Annotated in this window: 19 protein-coding genes; 12 read left to right on the top strand and 7 right to left on the bottom strand. The window is 60.9% G+C overall.

Annotated elements, in window-relative coordinates; genetic code table 11:
- The first annotated feature begins 323 nt into the window (after positions 1 to 323).
- The 7 genes from WH87_RS14975 to WH87_RS14945 all read left to right on the top strand — a co-directional run bounded on the left by WH87_RS14975 (position 324) and on the right by WH87_RS14945 (position 8,202).
- On the top strand, positions 324 to 2,099 hold the full coding sequence (locus WH87_RS14975) for a methyl-accepting chemotaxis protein (protein ID WP_156458250.1): 1,776 nt from the start codon (positions 324 to 326) through the stop codon (positions 2,097 to 2,099).
- Positions 2,100 to 2,270: 171 nt separating this feature from the next.
- Entirely contained in the window at positions 2,271 to 3,866 is a 1,596-nt protein-coding gene (locus WH87_RS14970) for a methyl-accepting chemotaxis protein (RefSeq protein ID WP_046140773.1), read from the top strand.
- A gap of 58 nt (positions 3,867 to 3,924) precedes the next feature.
- On the top strand, positions 3,925 to 4,287 hold the full coding sequence (locus tag WH87_RS14965; RefSeq protein WP_046140774.1) for a methylglyoxal synthase: 363 nt from the start codon (positions 3,925 to 3,927) through the stop codon (positions 4,285 to 4,287).
- A 105-nt stretch (positions 4,288 to 4,392) separates the two neighbouring features.
- A complete protein-coding gene (locus WH87_RS14960; protein WP_046140875.1) occupies positions 4,393 to 5,175 on the top strand; it encodes an ABC transporter ATP-binding protein in 783 nt (260 codons plus the stop codon).
- Positions 5,175 to 5,879 carry an ABC transporter ATP-binding protein gene (locus tag WH87_RS14955; RefSeq protein WP_046140775.1) on the top strand — a complete coding sequence of 235 codons (705 nt, stop codon included), beginning with the start codon at positions 5,175 to 5,177 and terminating at the stop codon, positions 5,877 to 5,879. Before WH87_RS14960 ends, WH87_RS14955 begins: the two co-directional genes overlap by 1 nt.
- Before the next feature lie 2 nt (positions 5,880 to 5,881).
- Complete coding sequence (locus tag WH87_RS14950) at positions 5,882 to 6,880, top strand: branched-chain amino acid ABC transporter permease (RefSeq protein WP_046140776.1); 999 nt, start codon at positions 5,882 to 5,884, stop codon at positions 6,878 to 6,880.
- Positions 6,877 to 8,202 (top strand): branched-chain amino acid ABC transporter permease, encoded by a 1,326-nt coding sequence (locus WH87_RS14945; protein ID WP_046140777.1) that lies wholly within the window; start codon positions 6,877 to 6,879, stop codon positions 8,200 to 8,202. The genes WH87_RS14950 and WH87_RS14945 overlap by 4 nt, the downstream gene beginning before the upstream one ends.
- Before the next feature lie 303 nt (positions 8,203 to 8,505).
- On the opposite strand, the gene WH87_RS14940 is transcribed toward WH87_RS14945, so the two are convergent.
- Positions 8,506 to 9,714 carry an ABC transporter substrate-binding protein gene (locus WH87_RS14940; RefSeq protein WP_046140778.1) on the bottom strand — a complete coding sequence of 403 codons (1,209 nt, stop codon included), beginning with the start codon at positions 9,712 to 9,714 and terminating at the stop codon, positions 8,506 to 8,508.
- A 226-nt stretch (positions 9,715 to 9,940) separates the two neighbouring features.
- Here WH87_RS14940 and WH87_RS14935 point away from each other — a divergent pair, with 226 nt between their 5' ends.
- From WH87_RS14935 to pyc, 3 genes are all read left to right on the top strand, one after another.
- A complete protein-coding gene (locus WH87_RS14935; RefSeq protein WP_046140779.1) occupies positions 9,941 to 10,978 on the top strand; it encodes a glycine betaine ABC transporter substrate-binding protein in 1,038 nt (345 codons plus the stop codon).
- Positions 10,979 to 11,077: 99 nt separating this feature from the next.
- Positions 11,078 to 11,494, top strand: coding sequence for a TIGR01244 family sulfur transferase (locus WH87_RS14930; protein WP_046140780.1), 417 nt, complete (start codon positions 11,078 to 11,080; stop codon positions 11,492 to 11,494).
- A 102-nt stretch (positions 11,495 to 11,596) separates the two neighbouring features.
- The gene (gene pyc / locus WH87_RS14925) at positions 11,597 to 15,037 is read left to right on the top strand and encodes a pyruvate carboxylase (RefSeq protein WP_046140781.1); all 3,441 of its coding nucleotides are present in this window, start codon (positions 11,597 to 11,599) and stop codon (positions 15,035 to 15,037) included.
- A 6-nt stretch (positions 15,038 to 15,043) separates the two neighbouring features.
- On the opposite strand, the gene WH87_RS14920 is transcribed toward pyc, so the two are convergent.
- The 3 genes from WH87_RS14920 to WH87_RS14910 all read right to left on the bottom strand — a co-directional run bounded on the left by WH87_RS14920 (position 15,044) and on the right by WH87_RS14910 (position 17,032).
- On the bottom strand, positions 15,044 to 16,255 hold the full coding sequence (locus WH87_RS14920) for a GGDEF domain-containing protein (RefSeq protein ID WP_046140782.1): 1,212 nt from the start codon (positions 16,253 to 16,255) through the stop codon (positions 15,044 to 15,046).
- A gap of 85 nt (positions 16,256 to 16,340) precedes the next feature.
- Positions 16,341 to 16,643 (bottom strand): YkvA family protein, encoded by a 303-nt coding sequence (locus WH87_RS14915; protein WP_046140783.1) that lies wholly within the window; start codon positions 16,641 to 16,643, stop codon positions 16,341 to 16,343.
- A 176-nt stretch (positions 16,644 to 16,819) separates the two neighbouring features.
- The gene (locus WH87_RS14910; protein ID WP_046140876.1) at positions 16,820 to 17,032 is read right to left on the bottom strand and encodes a DUF4287 domain-containing protein; all 213 of its coding nucleotides are present in this window, start codon (positions 17,030 to 17,032) and stop codon (positions 16,820 to 16,822) included.
- A gap of 139 nt (positions 17,033 to 17,171) precedes the next feature.
- Here WH87_RS14910 and ispG point away from each other — a divergent pair, with 139 nt between their 5' ends.
- Both ispG and WH87_RS14900 read left to right on the top strand, forming a co-directional pair.
- Positions 17,172 to 18,413: a flavodoxin-dependent (E)-4-hydroxy-3-methylbut-2-enyl-diphosphate synthase gene (gene ispG / locus WH87_RS14905; RefSeq protein ID WP_046140784.1), complete on the top strand. Its 1,242-nt coding sequence runs from the start codon at positions 17,172 to 17,174 to the stop codon at positions 18,411 to 18,413.
- 7 nt (positions 18,414 to 18,420) lie between these two features.
- Positions 18,421 to 19,488 carry a DUF4037 domain-containing protein gene (locus WH87_RS14900; protein ID WP_046140785.1) on the top strand — a complete coding sequence of 356 codons (1,068 nt, stop codon included), beginning with the start codon at positions 18,421 to 18,423 and terminating at the stop codon, positions 19,486 to 19,488.
- A gap of 4 nt (positions 19,489 to 19,492) precedes the next feature.
- On the opposite strand, the gene WH87_RS14895 is transcribed toward WH87_RS14900, so the two are convergent.
- Genes WH87_RS14895 through WH87_RS14885 form a run of 3 tightly spaced genes read right to left on the bottom strand, consistent with a single transcriptional unit; the run spans position 19,493 to position 21,011 of the window.
- Positions 19,493 to 19,852: a hypothetical protein gene (locus WH87_RS14895; RefSeq protein WP_046140786.1), complete on the bottom strand. Its 360-nt coding sequence runs from the start codon at positions 19,850 to 19,852 to the stop codon at positions 19,493 to 19,495.
- 30 nt (positions 19,853 to 19,882) lie between these two features.
- Complete coding sequence (locus WH87_RS14890; RefSeq protein ID WP_046140787.1) at positions 19,883 to 20,365, bottom strand: YbaK/EbsC family protein; 483 nt, start codon at positions 20,363 to 20,365, stop codon at positions 19,883 to 19,885.
- Between the two features lie 10 nt (positions 20,366 to 20,375).
- Positions 20,376 to 21,011 carry an MOSC domain-containing protein gene (locus tag WH87_RS14885; RefSeq protein WP_046140788.1) on the bottom strand — a complete coding sequence of 212 codons (636 nt, stop codon included), beginning with the start codon at positions 21,009 to 21,011 and terminating at the stop codon, positions 20,376 to 20,378.
- Between the last annotated feature and the right edge of the window lies 1 nt (position 21,012).

The following is a 21,012-nucleotide window of genomic DNA, read 5'->3' as shown; positions in this document are numbered from 1 at the left end:
TGTTGCCTTGTCGCGCCTGCCTTAACGACGGTTTAACCGAGCGCGCGTAGTCTGGATTCGGGAACGCAAATCTTATTGTTGGGGTCGACCGTGGGGGTTGACGCCAAACCCTTAAGGATTTGCCGTGCGCCAAGCGACACTACTGACGTCCCACCCGCCACCGGCTTGTTCGATCAAGCCATTCTTTGCCGCCTTGTCTGCGGAGTTACGCGTACCACGCTACGCACTTTCCGCTGCCGAGCCCGCAATCTCCTTTTACCGTAATATTTATACAGTTGGCGCAGCCGAGGATCGGCTTGTGCTCAGGCTGGGGGGCCTTATCGATGAGTGGCTTTACTCTGTTCGGACGTAGCAGTGCTGCCGATGATCGTGCCAAAGTGGACGCGATCATGCGCAGTCAGGCCGTGATCGAATTCAAGCTGGATGGAACTATCCTCACAGCGAATGACAATTTCCTTGCCGCCATCGGCTACAGTCTCGAAGAGATTGTCGGCAAGCATCATAGCCTGTTTGTAACGCCCGAGTTGGCGCAGTCCTCGGAATACCGCCAGTTCTGGGCTGACTTGCAGGCCGGAAAATACCAGGCCGCGGCCTATAAGCGGCTGGCCAAGGGTGGCCGCGAAATCTGGATCCAGGCCACCTATAATCCGGTGTTCGACAAGGCTGGCAAGCCGGTCAAGGTGATCAAATTTGCCACGGACATCACCGAACAGAGAAATCGCAGCGCCGATCACGAGGCGCAGATTGCCGCGATTTCGCGGGCGCAGGCCGTCATCGAGTTCAACCTCGATGGCACTGTCCGCACGGCCAATGAAAACTTCCTTGCCACGCTGGGCTACCGGCTCGACGAAATCGTGGGCAAGCACCACCGCATGTTCTGTGATCCCGGCTATGCCAGTAGTCAGGACTATGCCCAGTTTTGGGACCGGCTGCGCTCGGGCGAATATGTCGCCGCCGAGTTTCAGCGCTTCGGTAAGAGCGGTGACGAGATCTGGATTCAGGCCTCCTATAACCCAGTGTTGGATTCTCAGGGGCGGGCGGTCAAGGTGGTCAAGTTTGCCACCGACATCACCGAGCGCAAGCGGGCCGAGGGCATCATTGCCGCGCTGACCTCTTCGCTGGGTAAGATGGCCGAAGGGGACCTGACCGGTCGGATCGATACCGAGTTTACCGGTCAGTACGAGCAGTTGCGTCAGGCCTTCAATGAATCGCTGGGCCGCATCCTCGATATTGTTACCGGCCTGCGCAAAACCTCGCGCTCGCTCAAGACAGCTACGGCGGAAATCCTCACCGGAGCCAATGACCTCAGTGAGCGCACGACCAAGCAGGCCGCCACCGTTGAGCAGACAACCGCCGCTGTGGAACAGCTCTCGACCGCAGTGGTCGAAAATGCCCGACGCGCGGCAACTGCCAGCCAGAAGGCGCAGATGCTGTCCTCGAACGCCACCGAGGGTGGCAATGTCATGACTTCGGCCAATGCGGCCATGGCAGCCATCGAGGCCAGCTCGTCCAAGATCTCCAATATTATCGGGCTGATCGACGACATTGCCTTCCAGACCAATCTGCTGGCGCTCAATGCTTCGGTAGAAGCCGCCCGTGCCGGCGACGCTGGCAAGGGCTTTGCGGTGGTCGCGGTGGAAGTGCGGCGCCTGGCGCAGTCCGCCGCGCAGGCATCAAGCGAGATCAAGGTTTTGATCGAAGCGAGCGCCGGTGAAGTGCGCAATGGCTCGCGACTTGTTGGACAGGCAGCCGAAAAGCTGCTCGATATTCTGGCCGGAGCGCAGGAAAGCTCCAGCCTGATCGACTCCATCGCGCAGCAGAACAAGGAACAGTCGTCCTCGCTCGAAGAAGTGACGATTGCCATTCGCACCATGGACGAAATGACTCAGCACAATGCTGCGCTGGTGGAAGAAACCAATGCGGCGATCGAGCAGACCGAGGCGCAAGCCAACGAACTCGACAGCATTGTCGATGTGTTCAAGGTCGACCCGTCTGGCGCGATGTTGTCCACGCCGCGCCTTGAGGCGGTGCCGAAGACCCGGCGTGCGCCCAAATCTGTAGGCAATCTGGCGGTGGATGCCGACTGGGCTGAGTTCTAAGGCTGTCTGAGCCGATATCTTGTGCCGCCCCAGTTTGGGGCGGTGCAAAATCGCGTTATTTTACTATGCCTTTACCATCGGGCGATAGTTGAGAGACCAGTTGATCCAGGTCACGGATCTGGCGGTCCGGATCGGGGAAACTCCAGGTTTCCAGTAGCGCCGAGTCCGCATATGTCCTCTTCGTCCCAGCCCAAAGATGTCCTTCAGAGCCGCCTCGATTTCGTCGGGCTCGACGATACGGCGCGCGCGCGCCTCGCGACGGTGCAGACCCATGTGGACAAGCATCTGCCCCTGGCGCTCGACCAGTTCTATGCCAAGCTCTCTACCGTTCCGGCGGTGACCAAGTTTTTTGATGGCAAGCAGCACATGAACCGCGCCCAGGGCAAGCAGGTGGGGCATTGGAAAGCCATTGCCGCCGGCGAGTTCGACGATGCCTATTTCGACGCCAGCACACGCGTCGGCCTGCGTCATGCCCAGATCGGCCTGGAGCCGCGCTGGCATATCGGCGGCTATGGCCTGATCGTCGAAACGCTGATGACCGGCATGATCCACGACATGATGGCCGAGGCGCTGCAGCCGGTGAAGGGCAAGTTCGGCCGCAAGGTGCAGCCCAAGCCAGAGGCAATCCAGGCCTCAGCCGATGCCATGGCGCTGGCGCTTTCTGCCGTGCTCAAATCCATGCTGCTCGACATCGACATTGGCGTGTCCGCATATTTTGACAAGCTGACCGAAGACACCAAGGCCGCCGAAGACGCTGCTCGCAACAAGATCAGCCGTGCCGTGTCGCTGACCGGCGATGTGCTCAAAGATCTTGCCGAAGGCGATCTCACCAGCCGCATCACCGCCGATTTTGATTCCGAGTTTGCTCAGATCAAGGATGACACCAATGCTGTGGCCGACCGGTTGAGCGAAATCGTCACCCAGTTGCGCCAGACCTCGCGTTCGCTCAAGACCGCGACAGGGGAAATCCTGAGCGGCGCCAATGATCTGGCCGACCGCACCACGCGGCAGGCTGCAACTATCGAGCAGACCAGCGCCTCGGTCGAACACCTCACCCAGGCGGTTGCCGACAATGCCGGTCGCGCCTCCACCGCTGCCGAAAAGGCCAAGGCGGTTTCTGTCAGCGCCACGGGCGGCGGCAAGGTGATGGAGAAGGCCAATGCAGCTATGGCGGCGATCGAAGCGTCCTCGGCCAAGATCTCCAACATCATCGGGCTGATCGACGACATTGCCTTCCAGACCAACCTTCTGGCGCTCAATGCCTCGGTGGAAGCGGCGCGCGCGGGCGATGCTGGCAAGGGCTTTGCAGTGGTTGCAGTGGAAGTGCGCCGTCTGGCCCAGTCTGCCGCCGCGGCGTCGTCCGATATCAAAAAGCTGATCGATTCCAGCGCCAATGAGGTGCGTACGGGCTCCCATCTGGTTGGGCAGGCCTCCGAGACTCTACTCGATATCCTCTCGGGCGCCGAGGAAAGCGCCAACCTGATCGACACCATCGCCCAGGCCAATCGCAGCCAGGCGTCCTCGCTGGCCGAAATCTCGGTCGCTGTGCGCGCCATGGATGAGATGACCCAGCACAATGCGGCGCTGGTCGAGGAAACCAATGCGGCAATCGAGCAGACCGAAGGGCAGGCGGTGGAGCTGGACCGGATCGTTGACGTGTTCCGGCTCGACGCGCTTGCTGACGAAACACCAGTGCGGTCACCGCGCGCCCCGGCCTATCGCATCAGTGGCAATGCGGCCATCGATGCGGATTGGACCGAGTTTTGATCGGCCATTGCCCCATTGCGGCAGGCGTGTTTGAAATTCGGCAATAGGAGACCATGGCATGGCACGCATTGGGCTTGTCGCTCACGACGAGAAAAAAGATGACATCTGCGCCTGGGCCCTGCGCCACAAGGCAAAGCTGAGCCAGCATGAACTGTGGGGCACCGGGACGACCGGCGGGCGAGTCATGGCCGAGACGGGGCTCAGCGTAACCCTGCTCAAAAGCGGCCCGCTGGGCGGTGATCAACAGCTTGGTGCGATGATCGCAGAAGGCCAGCTGGACATGCTGATCTTTTTCATCGATCCGCTCTCTGCGCAGCCGCATGATGTTGATGTCAAAGCATTAACTCGGCTGGCTACACTCTACGACGTGCCGTTCGCCAATAATAAATCCACAGCTGAGGCAGTATTGGCAGCGATCTGAGGCCCCTACCTCTGTTGACCACCTTTCGTCCTTGTGAACAGATGACCGGTAATGGCCCGCAACAAGCAGGGCCAATCAGGCAATCAGGTAACGGGACGGATTTGTGTGCCCTCAGACGTAGTTATTGACGTTCGCAACGTCAGCAAACGCTTCGGCGGCCTCACGGCCGTCAATAATTGTTCGCTGTCGGTACGCCGTGGCTCGGTTACGGGGCTGATCGGTCCCAATGGCGCGGGCAAATCAACGCTGTTCAACATCGTGGCGGGCAATATCGTGCCCGATAGCGGACAGATCATTTTCGATGGCAACGATGTCACCGGCCTCAAGCCGCATGAGTTGTTTCGCACCGGCATGTTGCGAACCTTCCAGATAGCGCATGAGTTTTCCAATATGACGGCGTTGGAAAACCTGATGATGGTGCCCGGCGATCAGCCAGGTGAGCACATCACTAAGGCCTGGTTCCGGCCGGGGCTGGTGAAGTCGCGCGAGACCGAAGTGCGCAAGAAAGCCCTCGACGTCATCGATTTCCTCAAGCTTGGCCATGTGCGCAACGAGCTTGCGGGCAACCTTTCGGGTGGCCAGAAAAAGCTGCTCGAGCTGGGTCGCACCATGATGGTCGATGCCAAGGTGGTGCTGCTCGACGAAGTCGCGGCGGGCGTCAACAAGACCCTCCTCAATGATCTCGCCTCCAATATCGAGCGGATGAACAAGGAGCTGGGCTACACCTTCTTTGTCATCGAGCATGACATGGACCTGATCGCGCGGCTCTGTGATCCGGTCATCGTTATGGCGCAGGGCGAAAAGATCGCCGAAGGCCCGATGGCCGATATCCGTGCCAATCCAGCAATCGTTGAAGCCTATTTCGGCTCCCCGGTAGAGGTGGCGTAATGGCTCTCATCGAACTCAAGCACGTCGTCGGCGGGTACGGCGGCGCGCCAATCCTCAATGGCGTCAACATCGCCATCGAACAATCCGATATCGGCGTCATCGTCGGCCCCAATGGCGCCGGCAAATCCACCACGCTCAAAGCCATTTTCGGCCTGCTCAAGGTCACGGGCGGCACCATCGAATTTGGGGGCGAGGACGTCGCCAATTCCCTACCCGACAAGCTGGTGCCCAAGGGCCTCAGCTTCGTGCCGCAGGAAAAGAACGTCTTCACTTCGATGACGGTCGAGGAAAACCTCGAAATGGGGGCTTTTACCCGCACCGACGATTTCCGCGACACCATGCGCTGGGTCTACGACATGTTCCCCGTGCTGGCCGAAAAACGGCGTCAGCCTGCGGGCGAACTGTCTGGCGGTCAGCGTCAGATGGTGGCCATGGGCCGTGCCCTGATGAGCAAGCCAAAGCTGCTCATGCTCGACGAGCCGTCTGCGGGCCTGTCGCCACGCTATGTCATCGAGATCTTCGAGACCATCGTGCGCGTCAACAAGGAGGGCGTTGGCATCCTGATGGTTGAGCAGAATGCGCGCCAGGCACTGGCGTTTGCATCCAAGGGGTTCGTCCTCGCCAGCGGTCAAAACCGCTTCACCGGCACTGGGCCCGAGCTCATCGCTGATCCCGAAGTCGCCAAAAGTTTCCTGGGGGGCTAGGAGTGGACGAACTGATTTTCTTTATCAACCGTGTGTTGATTTCGGGCACCGTGCTCGGCTCGATCTATGCGCTGGGCGCCATCGGCATCACGCTGGTGTTCGGTATCTTGCGGTTCGCGCACTTCGCGCATGGCGACATGATGACCATGGGCGCCTTTATCGGCTTCTGCATCGCCAGCATTTTGGCCGGCATGGGCATTGCAACGCCCATTCCGATTGCTTTTGTCGTACTGCCGCTGGCCATGGTGGTGACCGCCGCCATCGCTCTGGGGATCGACAAGGGGTTTTATGCGCCGCTGCGGCGTCGTGGCGTGCCGTCGGTGACGCTGCTGATCGCGTCCATTGGCGTGACGCTGATGATGCAGGGGCTGATCCGCTTGTTCTTCGGCTCGGGCACGCGCTCGCTTTATATCAACGAGACCAAGGAGATCTTCCGCATCGACATGAGCGCCTTTGGTGGGTCGCGGCCGATTTCGATCACCGAACCACAGGTTCTGATGATTGCGGTGACGGTCGTTCTCGTTCTGGCGCTGCACTTCTTCCTCACCCGCTCGCGGTTGGGCAAGGCGATGCGGGCCATGTCCGATAACGCAGCGCTGGCACAGGTTTCGGGGATCAATACGGCACTTGTCGTGCGCGTCACCTGGATCATTGCCGGTTCGCTCGCCTGCGTGGCTGGCACTATGCTGGCGCTCGACGTGGCACTTATGCCCGATCTTGCCTTCAATATCGTGCTGCCCATCTTTGCGGCGGCCATCGTGGGTGGTCTGGGCCATGTCTATGGCGCCATCGTTGGCGGCTTCCTCATCGCCTTTGCCGAAACGCTCGCTGTGTTCAACTGGACCAGTATCCTGCGGCCGCTGACGACCTGGTTGCCGTTTGATCTGCCCGCCAATCTGGCGCTGGTGCCGACCGAATATAAGCTCACCGTGGCTTTCGTTATTCTGGTCATCACGCTGCTGGCGCGCCCGACGGGTATCTTCAAGGGGATTTCGTCATGAGCGATACCGCTATTCGTCGAGGTCTTGATCTCAACGATCCTAAGATGCGCTCGATCGTGCTGTTCGCAGCGATGTTCGTCATCGTCCTGATCGTCGGCTATGTACAGGGCGCGGCTAACACCACCCTGCTGCTGACGCAGGCGATTGCCTATGCGCTGATCGCGCTGGGGCTCAATATCCAGTGGGGCTATGGCGGCTTGTTCAACTTCGCCGTCATGGGCTTCATGATGCTGGGTGGCGCGGCGACCGTCACCATTTCAGCGCCGATCAATCCCTTGTTCTGGGACAGTGAAGGCCCGCTCCTTTTGGGCAAAGCTCTGGCTATGTTCCTCGTGGGTGCGCTGGTCGTTCTGGCGGCGCGTCAGTCCCATCGCATTGGCATCAAGGGCGGCTGGAAGACGGCGCTGATCGTTCTGGCGTGGTTTGTGTCCTATGTGGCCTATCGTAGCCAGATCGATCCCGCCGCGGCCTATATCGAATCCACGGCTGGATACATCGGTGGTCTCGGGCTCAATCCGATGCTGGGCTGGTTGATCGGCGGCGTGCTGGCCGCAATCATGGCCTTTATCGTGGGCAAGATCAGCCTTGGCCTGCGCAGCGACTATCTGGCCATTGCCACCATCGGCATCTCGGAAATCCTGCGCGCATTCGTCAAGAACATGGACTGGTGGACGCGTGGCACCCAGACGGTGTCGCCCATGCCCTGGCCTGTGCCCCTGCCGCAGCAATATCAGGCTGACGGCGTGTCGATTGCGGACTCGTTCGTGTTTGCCCGCCTCGGGTTCCTGGCACTGGCGCTGGTCATTCTGGTTGTGGTGTTCCTCTTCATCCAGCGTGCCTATGGCGGTCCGTGGGGGCGCATGATGCGCGCCATTCGCGACAACCACATCGCCGCCGGCTCGATGGGCAAGGATATCAAGGGGCGGCAGCTTGAGCTCTTCGTCATGGGTTCGGTGCTGATCGGCATTGGTGGCGCCATGCTCACCAGCTTCAACCAGATTTTCGACCCCTCCAGCTATCAGCCGATCAACCACACCTTCATGGTCTGGGTGATGGTGATCGTGGGTGGTGCGGGCAATAATCTGGGCGTGCTGCTGGGCACGTTCCTCATCTACATCGCCTGGGTCATTTCCGATCCTCTGGCACAGGCCATTTTCAAGAACCTGTCGGCGTGGAGCCAGTCGGTTGGCTGGGGCGTGATCCCCGAAATCGACTCGCGAGCCCTGCAGATGCGCGTCTTTGTGCTGGGCGTGATCATCACCATCGCCCTGCGCTACGCGCCCAAGGGCCTGCTCCCCGAAGTAGTGCAGAAGCAGAAATAGGGACGCCAACCGGCAGTCCGCTCCACTAGGGCCCGGGAGCAATCCCGGGCCTTGTTGTTCGCGAAGCGCCTTCCCTCCGGCCGCGCCTTTGCCACAATGTCTTCCCACCCACCGCGTCACCCCGGCCTTGAGCGGGGGCCCATCTCGACATGGTGCAGCCGCCGCCAGGTGGCTCAATGGATCATCTCAGGATGGATCCCCGGCTCAAGGCCGGGATGACGCGGGGGTTGGGGGGCGCCATTCCCAAACAAAAAGACCCGGGATCGCTCCCGGGCCTTTCCTAATTCGTGGCGAAGAGGCTGATTACTGGATCAGGCCCTTGTTGACGATCTTGCCGCCTTCGATGACGAAGTAGTCGATGCCGCCGGCGATGTCGCCTGCTGCGTCGAAGTCGAGGTTGCTCGAAGCGCCTTCATAGTCGATGTCGGTGCCGGCCTTGATCAGCTCGACAGCCTTGCTCCATTCGCCGGGCAGGATCTTCTCGCCGGGAGCGGAGGTCACGTCACGCAGAGCGGTCGACAGGTTGGCGCGGTCGGCATTGCCGTTCTTTTCGATGGCGAGAGCCAGCGCAAAGACCGCGTCGTAGGACTGTGGGCCATAGGTGGTGTCTGGAACCAGACCCGCATCGGTCGCGAGCTTGGCATAGACGTCATAGGCTTCGCCCGAAGCGGCAGCCGCCTGGGTCAGGATCAGACCTTCCAGGGTCGACGCATCACGGCTCGCCAGCAGAGCGTCACCGGCCATGCCGTCGCCGCCGAGGAACTGGGTGAAACTACCGGCCTCGAGAGCCTGGTTGAGGATCGCGCCGCCGCCAGCATTTTCGTAGCCGTAGATCACGAGCGTGGTTGCGCCCGAGGATTCGATCTGGCCGATTTCTGGACGGTAGTCTGCCTTGCCGTCTTCGTGCGCGACGTTAGACAGGATCTTGCCGCCACCAGCGGTGAAGGTCGATGCGAACTGATCAGCCAGGCCTTTGCCGTAGTCGTTGTTCACATAGGTGACGCCAACTTCCTTGATGCCCTGGGAGAGCAGCAGCTCAGCGCCCTTGGCGCCCTGGAAAGCGTCCGACACCACGGTGCGATACAGCAGGTCGTTGTCTTCGGTGGTGGTCAGCACGGGTGCGGAAGCCGATGGCGAAATGAACACGACATTGCCGGGCAGGCCAGCAGTGTTGAACGCAGCCAGGGTTGCGCCAGTGCAATATGCGCCGAACACGGCAGTCACGTTCTCGGTGTTCACCAGACGGTCAGCGGCTGGGCCGGCGGTGTCAGCCGAGCAGGCGCCGTCAGCAAGGATCGAAACCAGCTTTTCGCCGTTGAGGATGCCGCCCTGGGCATTGACGTTGTCGACAGCCAGGTTACCGGCCGATACCATACCACCAGCGAAGCCCGCGATCGGGCCGGTCACGTCGGCCAGAAAGCCGAGCTTGACGTCAGCAGCCATCGATGGCGCTGCAACGGCGAGCGCCGAGGCAGCGACAGCCAGGGCAAGAGTGTTCTTGAAATTCAGCATAGACGTCCCTCTCTTGGGTCGTTCCGCCGAGCTGCCCTTGCGCGGGCCAGTCTTGCGGCACGGAACGACGCGATAAGGGGGCGCAACCCGCGCCCCGCTAAGCCAGACTGTTGCACATTTATTGTAGACGAGTCACCGGGTATTGATTGTCAAACCAGCACGTTGCCAGAGTTGCTTAACGGGCCTGTGATTTAGATCGCGGCGCACGCGTGCTAAGGAGATAACTATGAACTGGCGTTTCATCGGCATGGCGTTGTTGCTGGCCTGGGCCACTCCCGCGCAGGCGCAGATCACTGTGCTCGATCAGGCGCAGGATAATGCTGGTCGGCCTCAGATCGCCACGCCTGCCGCGCCCGCTGCTCCAAAGCCGGTCTGTGGCACTCAGCCCATCGCCATTGCCCGCATGAGCTGGCCCTCGGCAGCGCTGCTGGCGGAAATTCACGCCCGTCTTTTGGCGCGCGAATTCGGCTGCGATGCGCGCACCATACCGGGCGATCCGGCGGCCACGGCGTCGTCTATGGGCACAAGTGGTCAGCCTGCTGTAGCGCCCGAAATCTGGGTCACCCGCATTGCGGATGTGTGGAACAAGGGCGTTGAGGCGCAGACTTTGCGGCCTGCCGCCATCAGTTATGCCGAAACCGGGTTCGAAGGCTGGTTCACTCCCGGCTATGTCAAAGCCGCCCATCCCGAACTGACCGGAGTTGCCGCCCTTAGGGTATCGCTGCCAACGTTCTATGCCGGACGCAAGGTGCGGTTCATTTCCTGCCCGATCGACTGGGCCTGCTCTATCATCAATCGAAATCTGATCACTGCCCTTGGCCTGAATGGACTGCTGGAGATCGTCGAGCCCGCCAATCGCTTTGAGATGGATCGGCTGATCGCCGATGCTGTCAGCCGCACGGAAGCCATTCTGTTTTACTATTGGCAGCCCAATGCGGTTTTGGCGCAGGTCGATTTTGCAGCCCTCGATATGGGCGCCTATGATGCCGACGCCGCCAAGTGTCTGGCGCAAGCTGTGTGCGAGGCCCCCAAGCCCAGCGCTTTTGCGCCGGAGACCGTGGTGGTGGCGGTGGCCGAATGGGTGTTCACTGACATCCCCACCATTGCGGGGTATTTCCAGCGCACCACCATGAAGCTGGCCGATATGAACACGATGCTGGCCCAGCTCAATGAGCCCGGGGCGACGGTTGAAGGTGTAGCGGATCGCTTTATTGTTGAGCGGCCCGATATCTGGCGAAACTGGGTCGGCGCATCTACGCCGTGACAGCTTCATGACAGCAAGCCTTTTGTTGCAGTTGCATCAAACGCAGGCGCACGGATATAACGTGCGCGGGAAGCCTTTGGTGGCAGCGGGAGTAAAGACTTGGATTTGAAGCGGATCAACGATCACGTCAGCGTCTCAGGGCAGATTCAACCTGAGGATATTGCTGCGCTCAAAACCGCAGGTTTCGTCGCCATCATCAATAATAGGCCGGACGGGGAATCGCCCGATCAACCGGCAGGCGTTGAGATCGAAGCTGCTGCAAAAGCCGCTGGCCTTGCCTATTACGCCATCCCACTGGGCCGTGAAGGCGTTAACGCCGACATGGTTGAACAGACCAAGGCCGCGCTCGAGGGGAGCAATGGTCCGGTCTTCTGTTTCTGCCGTTCGGGCACGCGTTCCACCACGCTGTGGGCGCTCAGCCAGGCTGGAGAAATGGATGCAGGCGAGATCATTTCGCAGGCGGCAGAGGCCGGCTACGACATGAGCCATCTCGCAGGCCATTTGAGCCGTACATAAACAGTTTCTAACGGTTGGACGGGCAACCGTTCCAATCGTTTTGACTGACCTGAGCCGGACCCTTTGCGGGCCCTAAACCCCTTTTGCTCGGATACTGAAACGATGCCAATCAAGAAAATCCTCGTCGCCAATCGCAGCGAAATCGCCATCCGCGTGTTTCGCGCCGCCAATGAACTTGGTCTGAAGACGGTTGCGGCTTATGCCGAAGAAGACAAGCTGGCGCTGCACCGGTTCAAGGCCGACGAGGCCTATCTGATCGGCAAGGGTAAGGGCCCGGTCGAAGCCTATCTGCAGATCGACGAATATATCCGCGTCGCCAAGCTTTCCGGTGCTGACGCGATCCATCCCGGCTATGGCCTGCTCTCGGAAAGCCCCGAATTTGTGGATGCCTGCGAAGCAGCAGGGATCATCTTTATCGGTCCACGCGCCCAGACCATGCGCGATCTCGGCAACAAGGTCGCGGCGCGCAACATGGCGATCGCCTCCAATGTGCCTGTCGTGCCCGCCACGGAGGCGCTGCCCGATGATCCCGAGCTGATCAAAAAGCTTGCTGCTGAGATCGGCTATCCCTTGATGCTCAAGGCCTCCTGGGGCGGCGGCGGTCGCGGCATGCGCCGCATCATGAATGAAAAGAGCCTGCTGTCGGAAGTGTCCGAAGGCAAGCGCGAAGCCAAGGCGGCCTTCGGCAAGGACGAGATGTATCTCGAAAAGCTGGTCGAGCGCGCCCGCCACGTCGAAGTGCAGCTGATCGGCGACGATCATGGCAATCTGGTGCATCTGTACGAGCGCGATTGCTCGGTGCAGCGCCGCAATCAGAAGGTCGTCGAGCGCGCCCCCGCGCCCTATCTCAGCGACGCCGTCCGCAAGGACCTGACCGACGCAGCCGTCCGCCTCGGTAATGCCGCCAATTATCGTGGCGCGGGCACCGTCGAATTCCTGATGGATGCCGACACTGACAAGTTCTACTTCATCGAGGTGAACCCGCGCATTCAGGTCGAGCATACCGTCACTGAAGAGGTGACGGGGATCGACATCGTCAAGGCGCAGATCCATCTGCTCGACGGCGCCGTGATAGGTACGCCAGAGTCCGGGGTTCCGTTGCAGCAGGATATCCACCTCAACGGCAACGCGATCCAGTGCCGCGTCACCACCGAAGATCCCGAGCACAACTTCATTCCCGATTACGGCCGCATCACCGCCTATCGCGGCGCGACCGGTTTCGGTGTGCGTCTTGATGGTGGCACGGCCTATGCAGGCGCAGTCATCACCCGCTTTTATGATCCGCTGCTGGAAAAAGTCACCTGCTGGGCTCCGACCGCCGAGGAAGCGATTGCCCGTATGCACCGCGCCCTGCGCGAGTTCCGTATTCGCGGCGTCTCGACCAATCTGGCGTTCCTTGAGAACATCATCACGCACCCCGATTTTGTTGAGAACCGCTATACGACGCGCTTCATCGATACGACGCCGGAGCTGTTCAACTTCAAGCCGCGCAAGGATCGCGCGACGAAGCTCCTTAGCTACATCGCCGACGTCACCGTCAACGGGCACCCCGAAGTGCGCGACCGGCCAAAGCCACCGGCAGATGCCGCCGCGCCCATCGTTCCGGAATTCCCCGTGCTTGCCGACATCAATGGCAGCCGCCAGATTCTCGATCGTGATGGCCCCAAGGCGCTTGCCGACTGGATGAAGGCGCAAAAGCGCGTGCTGTTCACCGACACGACGATGCGCGATGCGCACCAGTCGCTGCTGGCGACGCGTATGCGCAGCTTCGACATCACCCGCATTGCCGAGGCCTATTCGCGCGGATTGCCGAACCTGTTCAGCCTTGAATGCTGGGGCGGGGCGACGTTCGACGTGTCGATGCGCTTCCTCAATGAAGATCCGTGGGAACGTCTGGCCAAAGTGCGCGAAGGCGCGCCGAATATTCTGACCCAGATGTTGCTGCGCGGCTCGAACGGCGTTGGCTACACCAATTATCCGGACAATGTGGTCAAGTTCTTCGTCAGCCAAGCGGCCAAGGGCGGCGTCGACATTTTCCGCGTCTTCGATTGCCTCAACTGGGTCGAGAACATGCGCGTCTCGCTCGACGCGGTCATCGAAGAGGGCAAGGTTGCCGAGGGTGTGGTTTGCTACACCGGCGATCTGCTCGATCCTGATCGCGCCAAGTATGACCTGAAATACTACGTGGCCTTGGCCAAGGAACTAGAAGCCGCTGGCGCACACGTACTGGGGCTCAAGGACATGGCGGGCCTGCTCAAGCCTGCTGCTGCCAAAAAGCTCATCGCGACGCTGAAAGAGGAAATCGGCCTGCCGATCCACCTCCACACCCATGATACCTCGGGCGTGGCCTCGGCCACCGTTCTCGCGGCTGTCGAAGCCGGTGTCGACGCGGTCGATGCGGCCATGGATGCCCTTTCCGGCACCACCAGCCAGCCAACTCTCGGGTCGCTCGTTGCGGCCCTCGCCGATGGCGATCGCGATCCCCAGCTCGACGCCAAGGCAATCCGCCAGCTGTCCTTCTATTGGGAGGCCGTGCGCACGCAGTACCGCGCCTTTGAGAGCGATCTCAAGGGCGGCGCTTCGGAAGTCTATCTGCACGAAATGCCCGGTGGCCAATTCACCAATCTCAAGGAACAGGCCCGCTCGCTGGGTCTTGAAACCCGCTGGCACGAGGTCGCTCAGACCTATGCCGACGTCAACCAGATGTTCGGCGATATCGTCAAGGTCACGCCAAGCTCCAAGGTTGTCGGCGACATGGCCTTGGCCATGGTCTCGGCCGGTCTCACTCGTTCCGACGTGGAAGATCCCAACCGCGACATCGCCTTCCCGGATTCGGTTGTCGGCTTCTTTGCCGGCGATCTCGGCCAGCCCCCCGGCGGTTTCCCGCAGGCGCTGCAAAAGAAGGTGCTCAAGGGCAAGACTGCCCTTACCGAACGTCCGGGCTCCTACCTGAAGGATGTCGACCTCGAAGCCGAGCGCAAGAAGGTCGAAGAAGAAGTCGGTCACGAGATCGACGATTTCCGCCTCGCGTCCTACCTCATGTATCCAAAGGTCTTCTCGGATTTCGAAAAGACCCAGGATCGCTACGGCCCCACCGAAGTGCTGCCAACGCCGGTCTATTTCTACGGTCTTGATGAAGGCGACGAGCTGTTCATCGACATCGAGAAGGGCAAGACGCTGGTTCTGCAATATCTCGGTCGCGCGCCAACCAACGATAAGGGCGAAGTGCGCGTTTTCTTCGACCTCAACGGTCAGCCACGCACCATTCAGGTTCCCGATCGTCTCAAGGTCGGCGAGGTCAAGGTTCGCGCCAAGGCGGTGCTGGGTGATACCAAGCAGGTTGGCGCCCCAATGCCGGGTGTGATTTCCACGCTCAACGTCAAGGAAGGCCAGAAAGTTATGGCCGGTGACGTGCTGTGCTCGATTGAAGCCATGAAGATGGAAACGGCCATTCATGCGGAGGCGGACGGCGTCGTCGCCGAGCTCCTGATCAAGCCGGGCGACCAGATCGACGCCAAGGACTTGCTGGTCCGCTTCGAATAGGAGCTGTTAAGCTCGCGCAACAATCAGCCCAGGGTGATCATCGTCATCCTGGGTTTTTGTTTTTGTGGCCTGATCTTCAGCAAACACGGCGCGGTCGCGGCCCTGTTGTTTGGACGCGTAGAGGGCCGCATCAGCGCGATCGAACCAGGCCTGAAAGCCTTCGCGCTCCAGGCGGGTGGCGCCACCAAAGCTGGCGGTGATCGGCATGTCGTCGGGCAGGGGGAAATTGGCGTCGGTCAAAGCGCCTTGCAGCCGTTCGACGAGTCTGCGGGCGTCACTGACGTCGCCGGGCACGATCGTGGCGAACTCTTCGCCGCCAATGCGATACACCTTGTCAGCCCCGCGCATATTGGCCGTGAGCAGCGTTCCAAAGTCGCGCAGCACCGCGTCGCCCACGCCATGACCGTGTTGGTCGTTGACCTGCTTGAAGTAGTCGAGGTCGCAGAGGATCAGGGTGGGCAGGGGCGCACCGGCGCGTATGGGCAGGGCGCGCATATCGTCGTCAAAGCTGCGGCGATTGCGCAGCCCCGTCAGCACGTCCGTATCGCGCTCGCTGCGCATGTCCTCGATGATGTCAGATAGAGCCGCCATCAGCATGGACAGCACCAAAGCCGCGCCGAGAACGGCCAATGACAATTGCATCACCTGCCAGAACAGGCTCGCGCCAAACGCCCGTCCATCGACCATGGTTGAGGGCGTGACGGTCAAGATGGTGCGGGGGAAAAAGTGGACCGAAAAGACTAACAGCGCCCAAAACAGGACGCGGTCGACCAGGCGTCCCATTGCAAGTTCGCGCAGGTTTATCGCAGTCAGCAACAGAATGGCGCCGAAGCCGAAATTCTGGACATAGACGCGCGCGCTCAGGTTGGGGTCGACATAGTAGAAAAACCAGATCATCCCGCTCGACAGGAGCAAAATGGCCAGCCCAATCAATGGATTGGGGGTGCGCCCGGACCGGCGCAACAGACCCCAGCCAACTGCCAGCACGGCAGAGGTATAGAAAATATTGGAAACAAAGGAGTTATAGCCATTGTCACGCGGCACGGCCAAAACCTGGCTCGCAATGCCGACGCCGAACAACAGGCAAGCCGCCGTTAGTGCCAGTAAATAATGCCGCTTACGCTCCAGCAGCCAGGCCCACAAAAAGCCAAGCCCCAGCACTGCAATCAGGCCGGGACCAATCAGGTTGAGAGCAATTCTGGGCAGCGTGTCGTCCATGGGGGAAGCCTTAGGACGTCAGGCGCTAAAGATCAGTTCATCACTGGATAAAATTTTAGCGGTCTGAACACTTTACCCAGCTTTGTCAGAGGCGGCGCGCGCTGCCATCAATGGTCTGGCCATTGCGCTCGCGCATATCGGCCCTCACCGGAATGGGCAGGCGGCTCACGATCCAGCTGACCATCAACGGCACCAGGATCAAATCATCCACCCAACCAATCACCGGCAGCACATCGGGAATGATGTCCATCGGGTTGATCAGATAGAACGCCGCAAACAGCGTTGCTGCCTTGAGGTAGAGCGGGGTCTCGCGCGCGAAAAAGGCCTTCCAGAGCTGGACGACTTCTTTGCGGAAGAGGACGAGGCGGGGGAGGAGCATTTTCATCATGACTGATAAATGGTCCCGCCCGGTTTCGGTTCAAGGTGGGGGCGATCACATTGTTGGGGATGGTTGTTTTGGCCCGATGCCTCGCCAGCCCACAGCTCTGTTACTCCCCCTTTGGAGGGGGAGGCCAGGAGAGGGTATGCTTCCTTCTCACCCCACCCGCCGCCTGGGCTAAAAACCTAACTCACCAACCCGCCGCGCTCGCGCAATAGCTTTACGATCGCCATGGCATGGCCGTGCCCCAGCCCATAATCGGCCTTCAGCCAATCGGTGATCGGGGTGGCCTTGGTGCCAGATTTGGTAAAGCCCTTCTCGGTGGCCAGGGCGATGAACTGGTCGGGCGTAACGCCGGTCTGCTTTTCGATATTGTCGAGATAGGCCTGGAAAGACATCGCTGCGCTCCGTGATGGTGGTTTGTACCATACGACGGGTGAGCCTGCGCCCAAACGACACCTTTGCGCTATCATCAATCAGAAACATTGCGCCGATAGGCTCGGCGGCCTATTTCTGCGTCAGCAACAGAGGTGTTTCATGTCGGGTCCGGCGACGCGCAGGCAATCGGTGGGTGTGGATGTTGGCGGCGTACGCGTCGGTGGCGGGGCGCCCGTTGTCGTCCAATCGATGACCAATACCGATACGGCCGACATTGACGCGACGGTCAAACAGGTCATGCAGCTTGCCCGGGCGGGCTCTGAAATTGTCCGCATTACCGTGGATCGCGACGAATCTGCCGCCGCCGTCCCGATCATTCGCGACCGGCTGGCCTTCATGGGCTATGACGTGCCGCTGGTGGGTGATTTCCACTATATCGGCCACAAGCTGCTCACCGATCACCCGGCCTGCGCCGAAGCCTTGGCCAAGTATCGCATCAATCCGGGCAATGTGGGCTTTAAGGCCAAGCGCGATACGCAGTTTTCGACGCTGATCGAGATTGCCAACAAATACAACAAGCCGGTCCGTATCGGGGTGAACTGGGGTTCGCTCGACGAGGAATTGCTGACCAAGCTGATGGACGAAAACGCCGCGTCTGCCGCGCCAATCTCTGCGTCCGCCGTGCAGCGCGAGGCGATCATCCAGTCGGCCCTGCTCAGTGCAGCCCGCGCCGAAGAACTCGGCATGGGACGCGACCGGATCATCCTCTCCACCAAAGTCTCCGACGTTCAGCATCTGATCGCGGTCTATCAGGACCTGGCGGCGCGCTGCGATTACGCGCTCCATCTGGGGCTGACCGAAGCGGGCATGGGCACCAAGGGTGTCGTCGCGTCCTCGGCGGCTTTGGGCATTCTGATGCAGCAGGGCATTGGCGACACCATCCGCATCTCGCTGACGCCCGAGCCGGGCGGCGATCGCACCACCGAGGTCAAGGTCGCGCAGGAATTGCTGCAGACCATGGGCTTTCGGCAGTTCCTGCCCGTGGTTGCCGCATGCCCCGGCTGTGGCCGCACTACCTCGAACACCTTCCAGCATCTGGCCAAGGATATTCAGGATCACCTGACGGCCTCGATGCCTGACTGGAAAGAGCGCTATCCAGGCGTTGAGACACTCTCGGTCGCTGTTATGGGCTGCATCGTCAATGGTCCCGGCGAAAGCAAGCACGCCAATATCGGCATCTCGCTCCCCGGCACCGGCGAAACCCCCGCCGCCCCCGTCTTCATCGACGGTGAAAAAGCCACCACCCTGCGCGGCGCCGATGTGGCCGACCAGTTCAAGGTGATGGTGGCCGACTATATCGAGCGCAAATTCGGCACCGGGCAAAAGACCGCAGCGGAGTGAAACGGGCATGCAGGGCATCGAGCTATCGCGTCGCTTCTACGGTGAGATAGTTCGGCCCTGGTTGAATGCGGTTGCCCCGGAACTGTCCCATGCTGCTGCGCTGATCGGCTACGGATCAGAGCTTTTGGGTTTTGATGACGAGACCTCGCGGGACCACAATTGGGGCCCGCGGGTGCATATCTTTGTCACCCGCGATGCCTTTGGCACATATGGGCACCGTCTGGTCCGCGACTTCACCGCGATAGCCCCAACAGAGTTTTTGGGTGAGCCGATTGGATGGCGCAATCGACCCCACCCGGCGGCGAGTGGCGACGGTGCGGTCGGAGCAATCGAGCATGGGCTCGAAATCCACACGACTGAAGCCACGCTGCGCCGGATGCTGGCCATCGACGGCGTCAACCTCAACTCATTGCAGTGGCTTGGCCTACCCGAGCAGCGGCTTCTGGCGTTCACCAGCGGCGCGGTGTTTCATGATGACGACAAGCGGCTGACCCAGTTGCGCGAGGCGCTGGCGTATTTCCCCAACGATATCTGGCTCTACAAAATCGCCTGCCAATGGCGGCGGATTGCCGAGGAACAGGCGTTTGTTGGTCGCGCCGGCCAGGTGGGTGACGATCTCGGCTCACGCGTCATCGCCGCCCGGCTGGTGCGGGATATCATGCGGATGAGCTTCCTGCTGGAACGCCGCTATGCGCCCTATTCCAAATGGTTCGGCAGCGCCTTCAGCAAGCTCCCCCTCGCGGCAAGTCTCTCGCCGCTTCTAGAGCAGGCCCTTTCGGCGCAAGCTTGGGAAGAGCGCGGCAACGCACTGGCAGCGGCCTACATGCTCCTCGCCAGGCGACAGCTTGCTGATGGCATAGGCGCCTCGTCTGAGCCGGTTCTGGGACCCTATCACGAGCGCCCCTTCACCACGATAAACGCCGATGATCTTGTAGCCGCAAGTCTGGCGGGCATTGAAGATCCCACGATCAAAGCCCTGCCAGTCACCGGTGCGCTGGATCAAGTCACCGACCTGACGCCCGTCCTCGAAGACCCTGCTGCAGCGCAGAGGATGATGGCAGCGCTTATGGCCTGATCGGCTAGGCCCCAAACAGAAACGCCAGCAACACCACGGCCAGCTGCACCACGCCCAGGCCCAGTGGTCCCCAGATCTTGAACTGGTCGCCGGTTTGCGTGCCGATGGCGGCGTCGCCGAGCTGGATCAGGCCGGCCAGGGTGCCCAGCCAGAGCAGGGCCGTTGTGTCGATGCGGAAGGCGGCCCAAAGCACGATCAGCAGCAGCGAAACCGAGCGGGCGAGGCCGTAATAGGCCAGCACCCGCGCCGTATGCGATCGCTCACCACCGCGCACGATGAAGGCGGGGAAGAACACGGCCGCAACGGAAAAGCCCGTCGAGACGAGCGCGTTGATGGCGGTGACAACGATCAGCACTGCGAGCATACTGGCCTCCTTGTGACGCGTGAGTGTCAGTTAAACCGTTTCGACGTCTGCTGGTTGCTGGCAGGCATCGACCCATCTACTGCCGCAGAGTTCGGCAAGCCGGTCGACGCTCAGCCGCACCGAGGCGTGAGTGTCGCCACCAGCCGGGATCACCAGATCATAAATCTTGAGCGAGACATCGAGATAGATCGGCAGCGGCGCGGGCAGGCCGAAGGGGCAAACCCCGCCCACCTGGTGGCTGGTCAGCCGCAGCACATCCTCGGCACCGAGCATGCGCGGGCGGCCACCCAGAGCGGCCTTCGACTTGGCGTTGTCGAGCCGGGCATCGCCCCGCGTCACCAGCAGGAATTCCTCATCTTTGACGCGAATGCACAAGGTCTTGGCGATCTGGCCGGGCTCGACGCCATGCACGTCGGCGGCCAGCTGTACGGTGGCGGTGGAGGCCTCGGTGACCTCTACGACAAGGTCTGGGGCGCGGGCGGCGAGGTCGGCTTGAACGGATTGAAGGCTCATAAACGGTCTCTCAAAACAGGCGGGCGAGGCGATGTTCGTAATCGGCCCGCATCTTGTAGTGGACAGGGGCGGTCAGCGCACGGCGCATAAAATTGGGGTCGATCTCGCGGACCCCATCCTGCGCCATCAGCTCGGCCACGGTGATGCGCTCGCCCTGATAGGGCGTCAGCGTCACGGCCATGCCGACTTCAAGGCTTCCTTCCTTCAGCACGCGGCAATAGGCACCGGGCCGGCCGGCGCGATGGAAGCGTTTGACAAATCTGGGGTCGCCCATGCGCGCGGCAAACACCATGCAAGGCGTGCGGTGCGAGGTCACCTCGAGTTCCACCGTGCCAATGGCCAGACGGTCGCCCACGGCAAGGCTGGTCCCTTCTATGCCCGAAAGGGTGAGGTTTTCGCCAAAGGTGCCGGGCTCGATGCGCTGGCCCAGTTCATTTGCCCACCACAGATAATCATCGGCGCAATAGACGTAGATGGCCTGATCCACCCCGCCATGGTGGCGACGGTCGAGGATGGCGTCATGCTCCAGACCCTGCGCGTCGATCTGCACCGGACCATAGACGGCGCGTTTGTAGATGCCAGTCAGCGCCGATTTGGCCGGGATTGGTTCTGCCTTCCCGCGATTGACGCTGAGAAGCCGGGCCATA

The sequence above is a fragment of the Devosia epidermidihirudinis genome (genome assembly GCF_000971295.1).
GTDB lineage: Bacteria > Pseudomonadota > Alphaproteobacteria > Rhizobiales > Devosiaceae > Devosia > Devosia epidermidihirudinis.
This window is presented reverse-complemented; position numbering and strand designations above follow the sequence as displayed.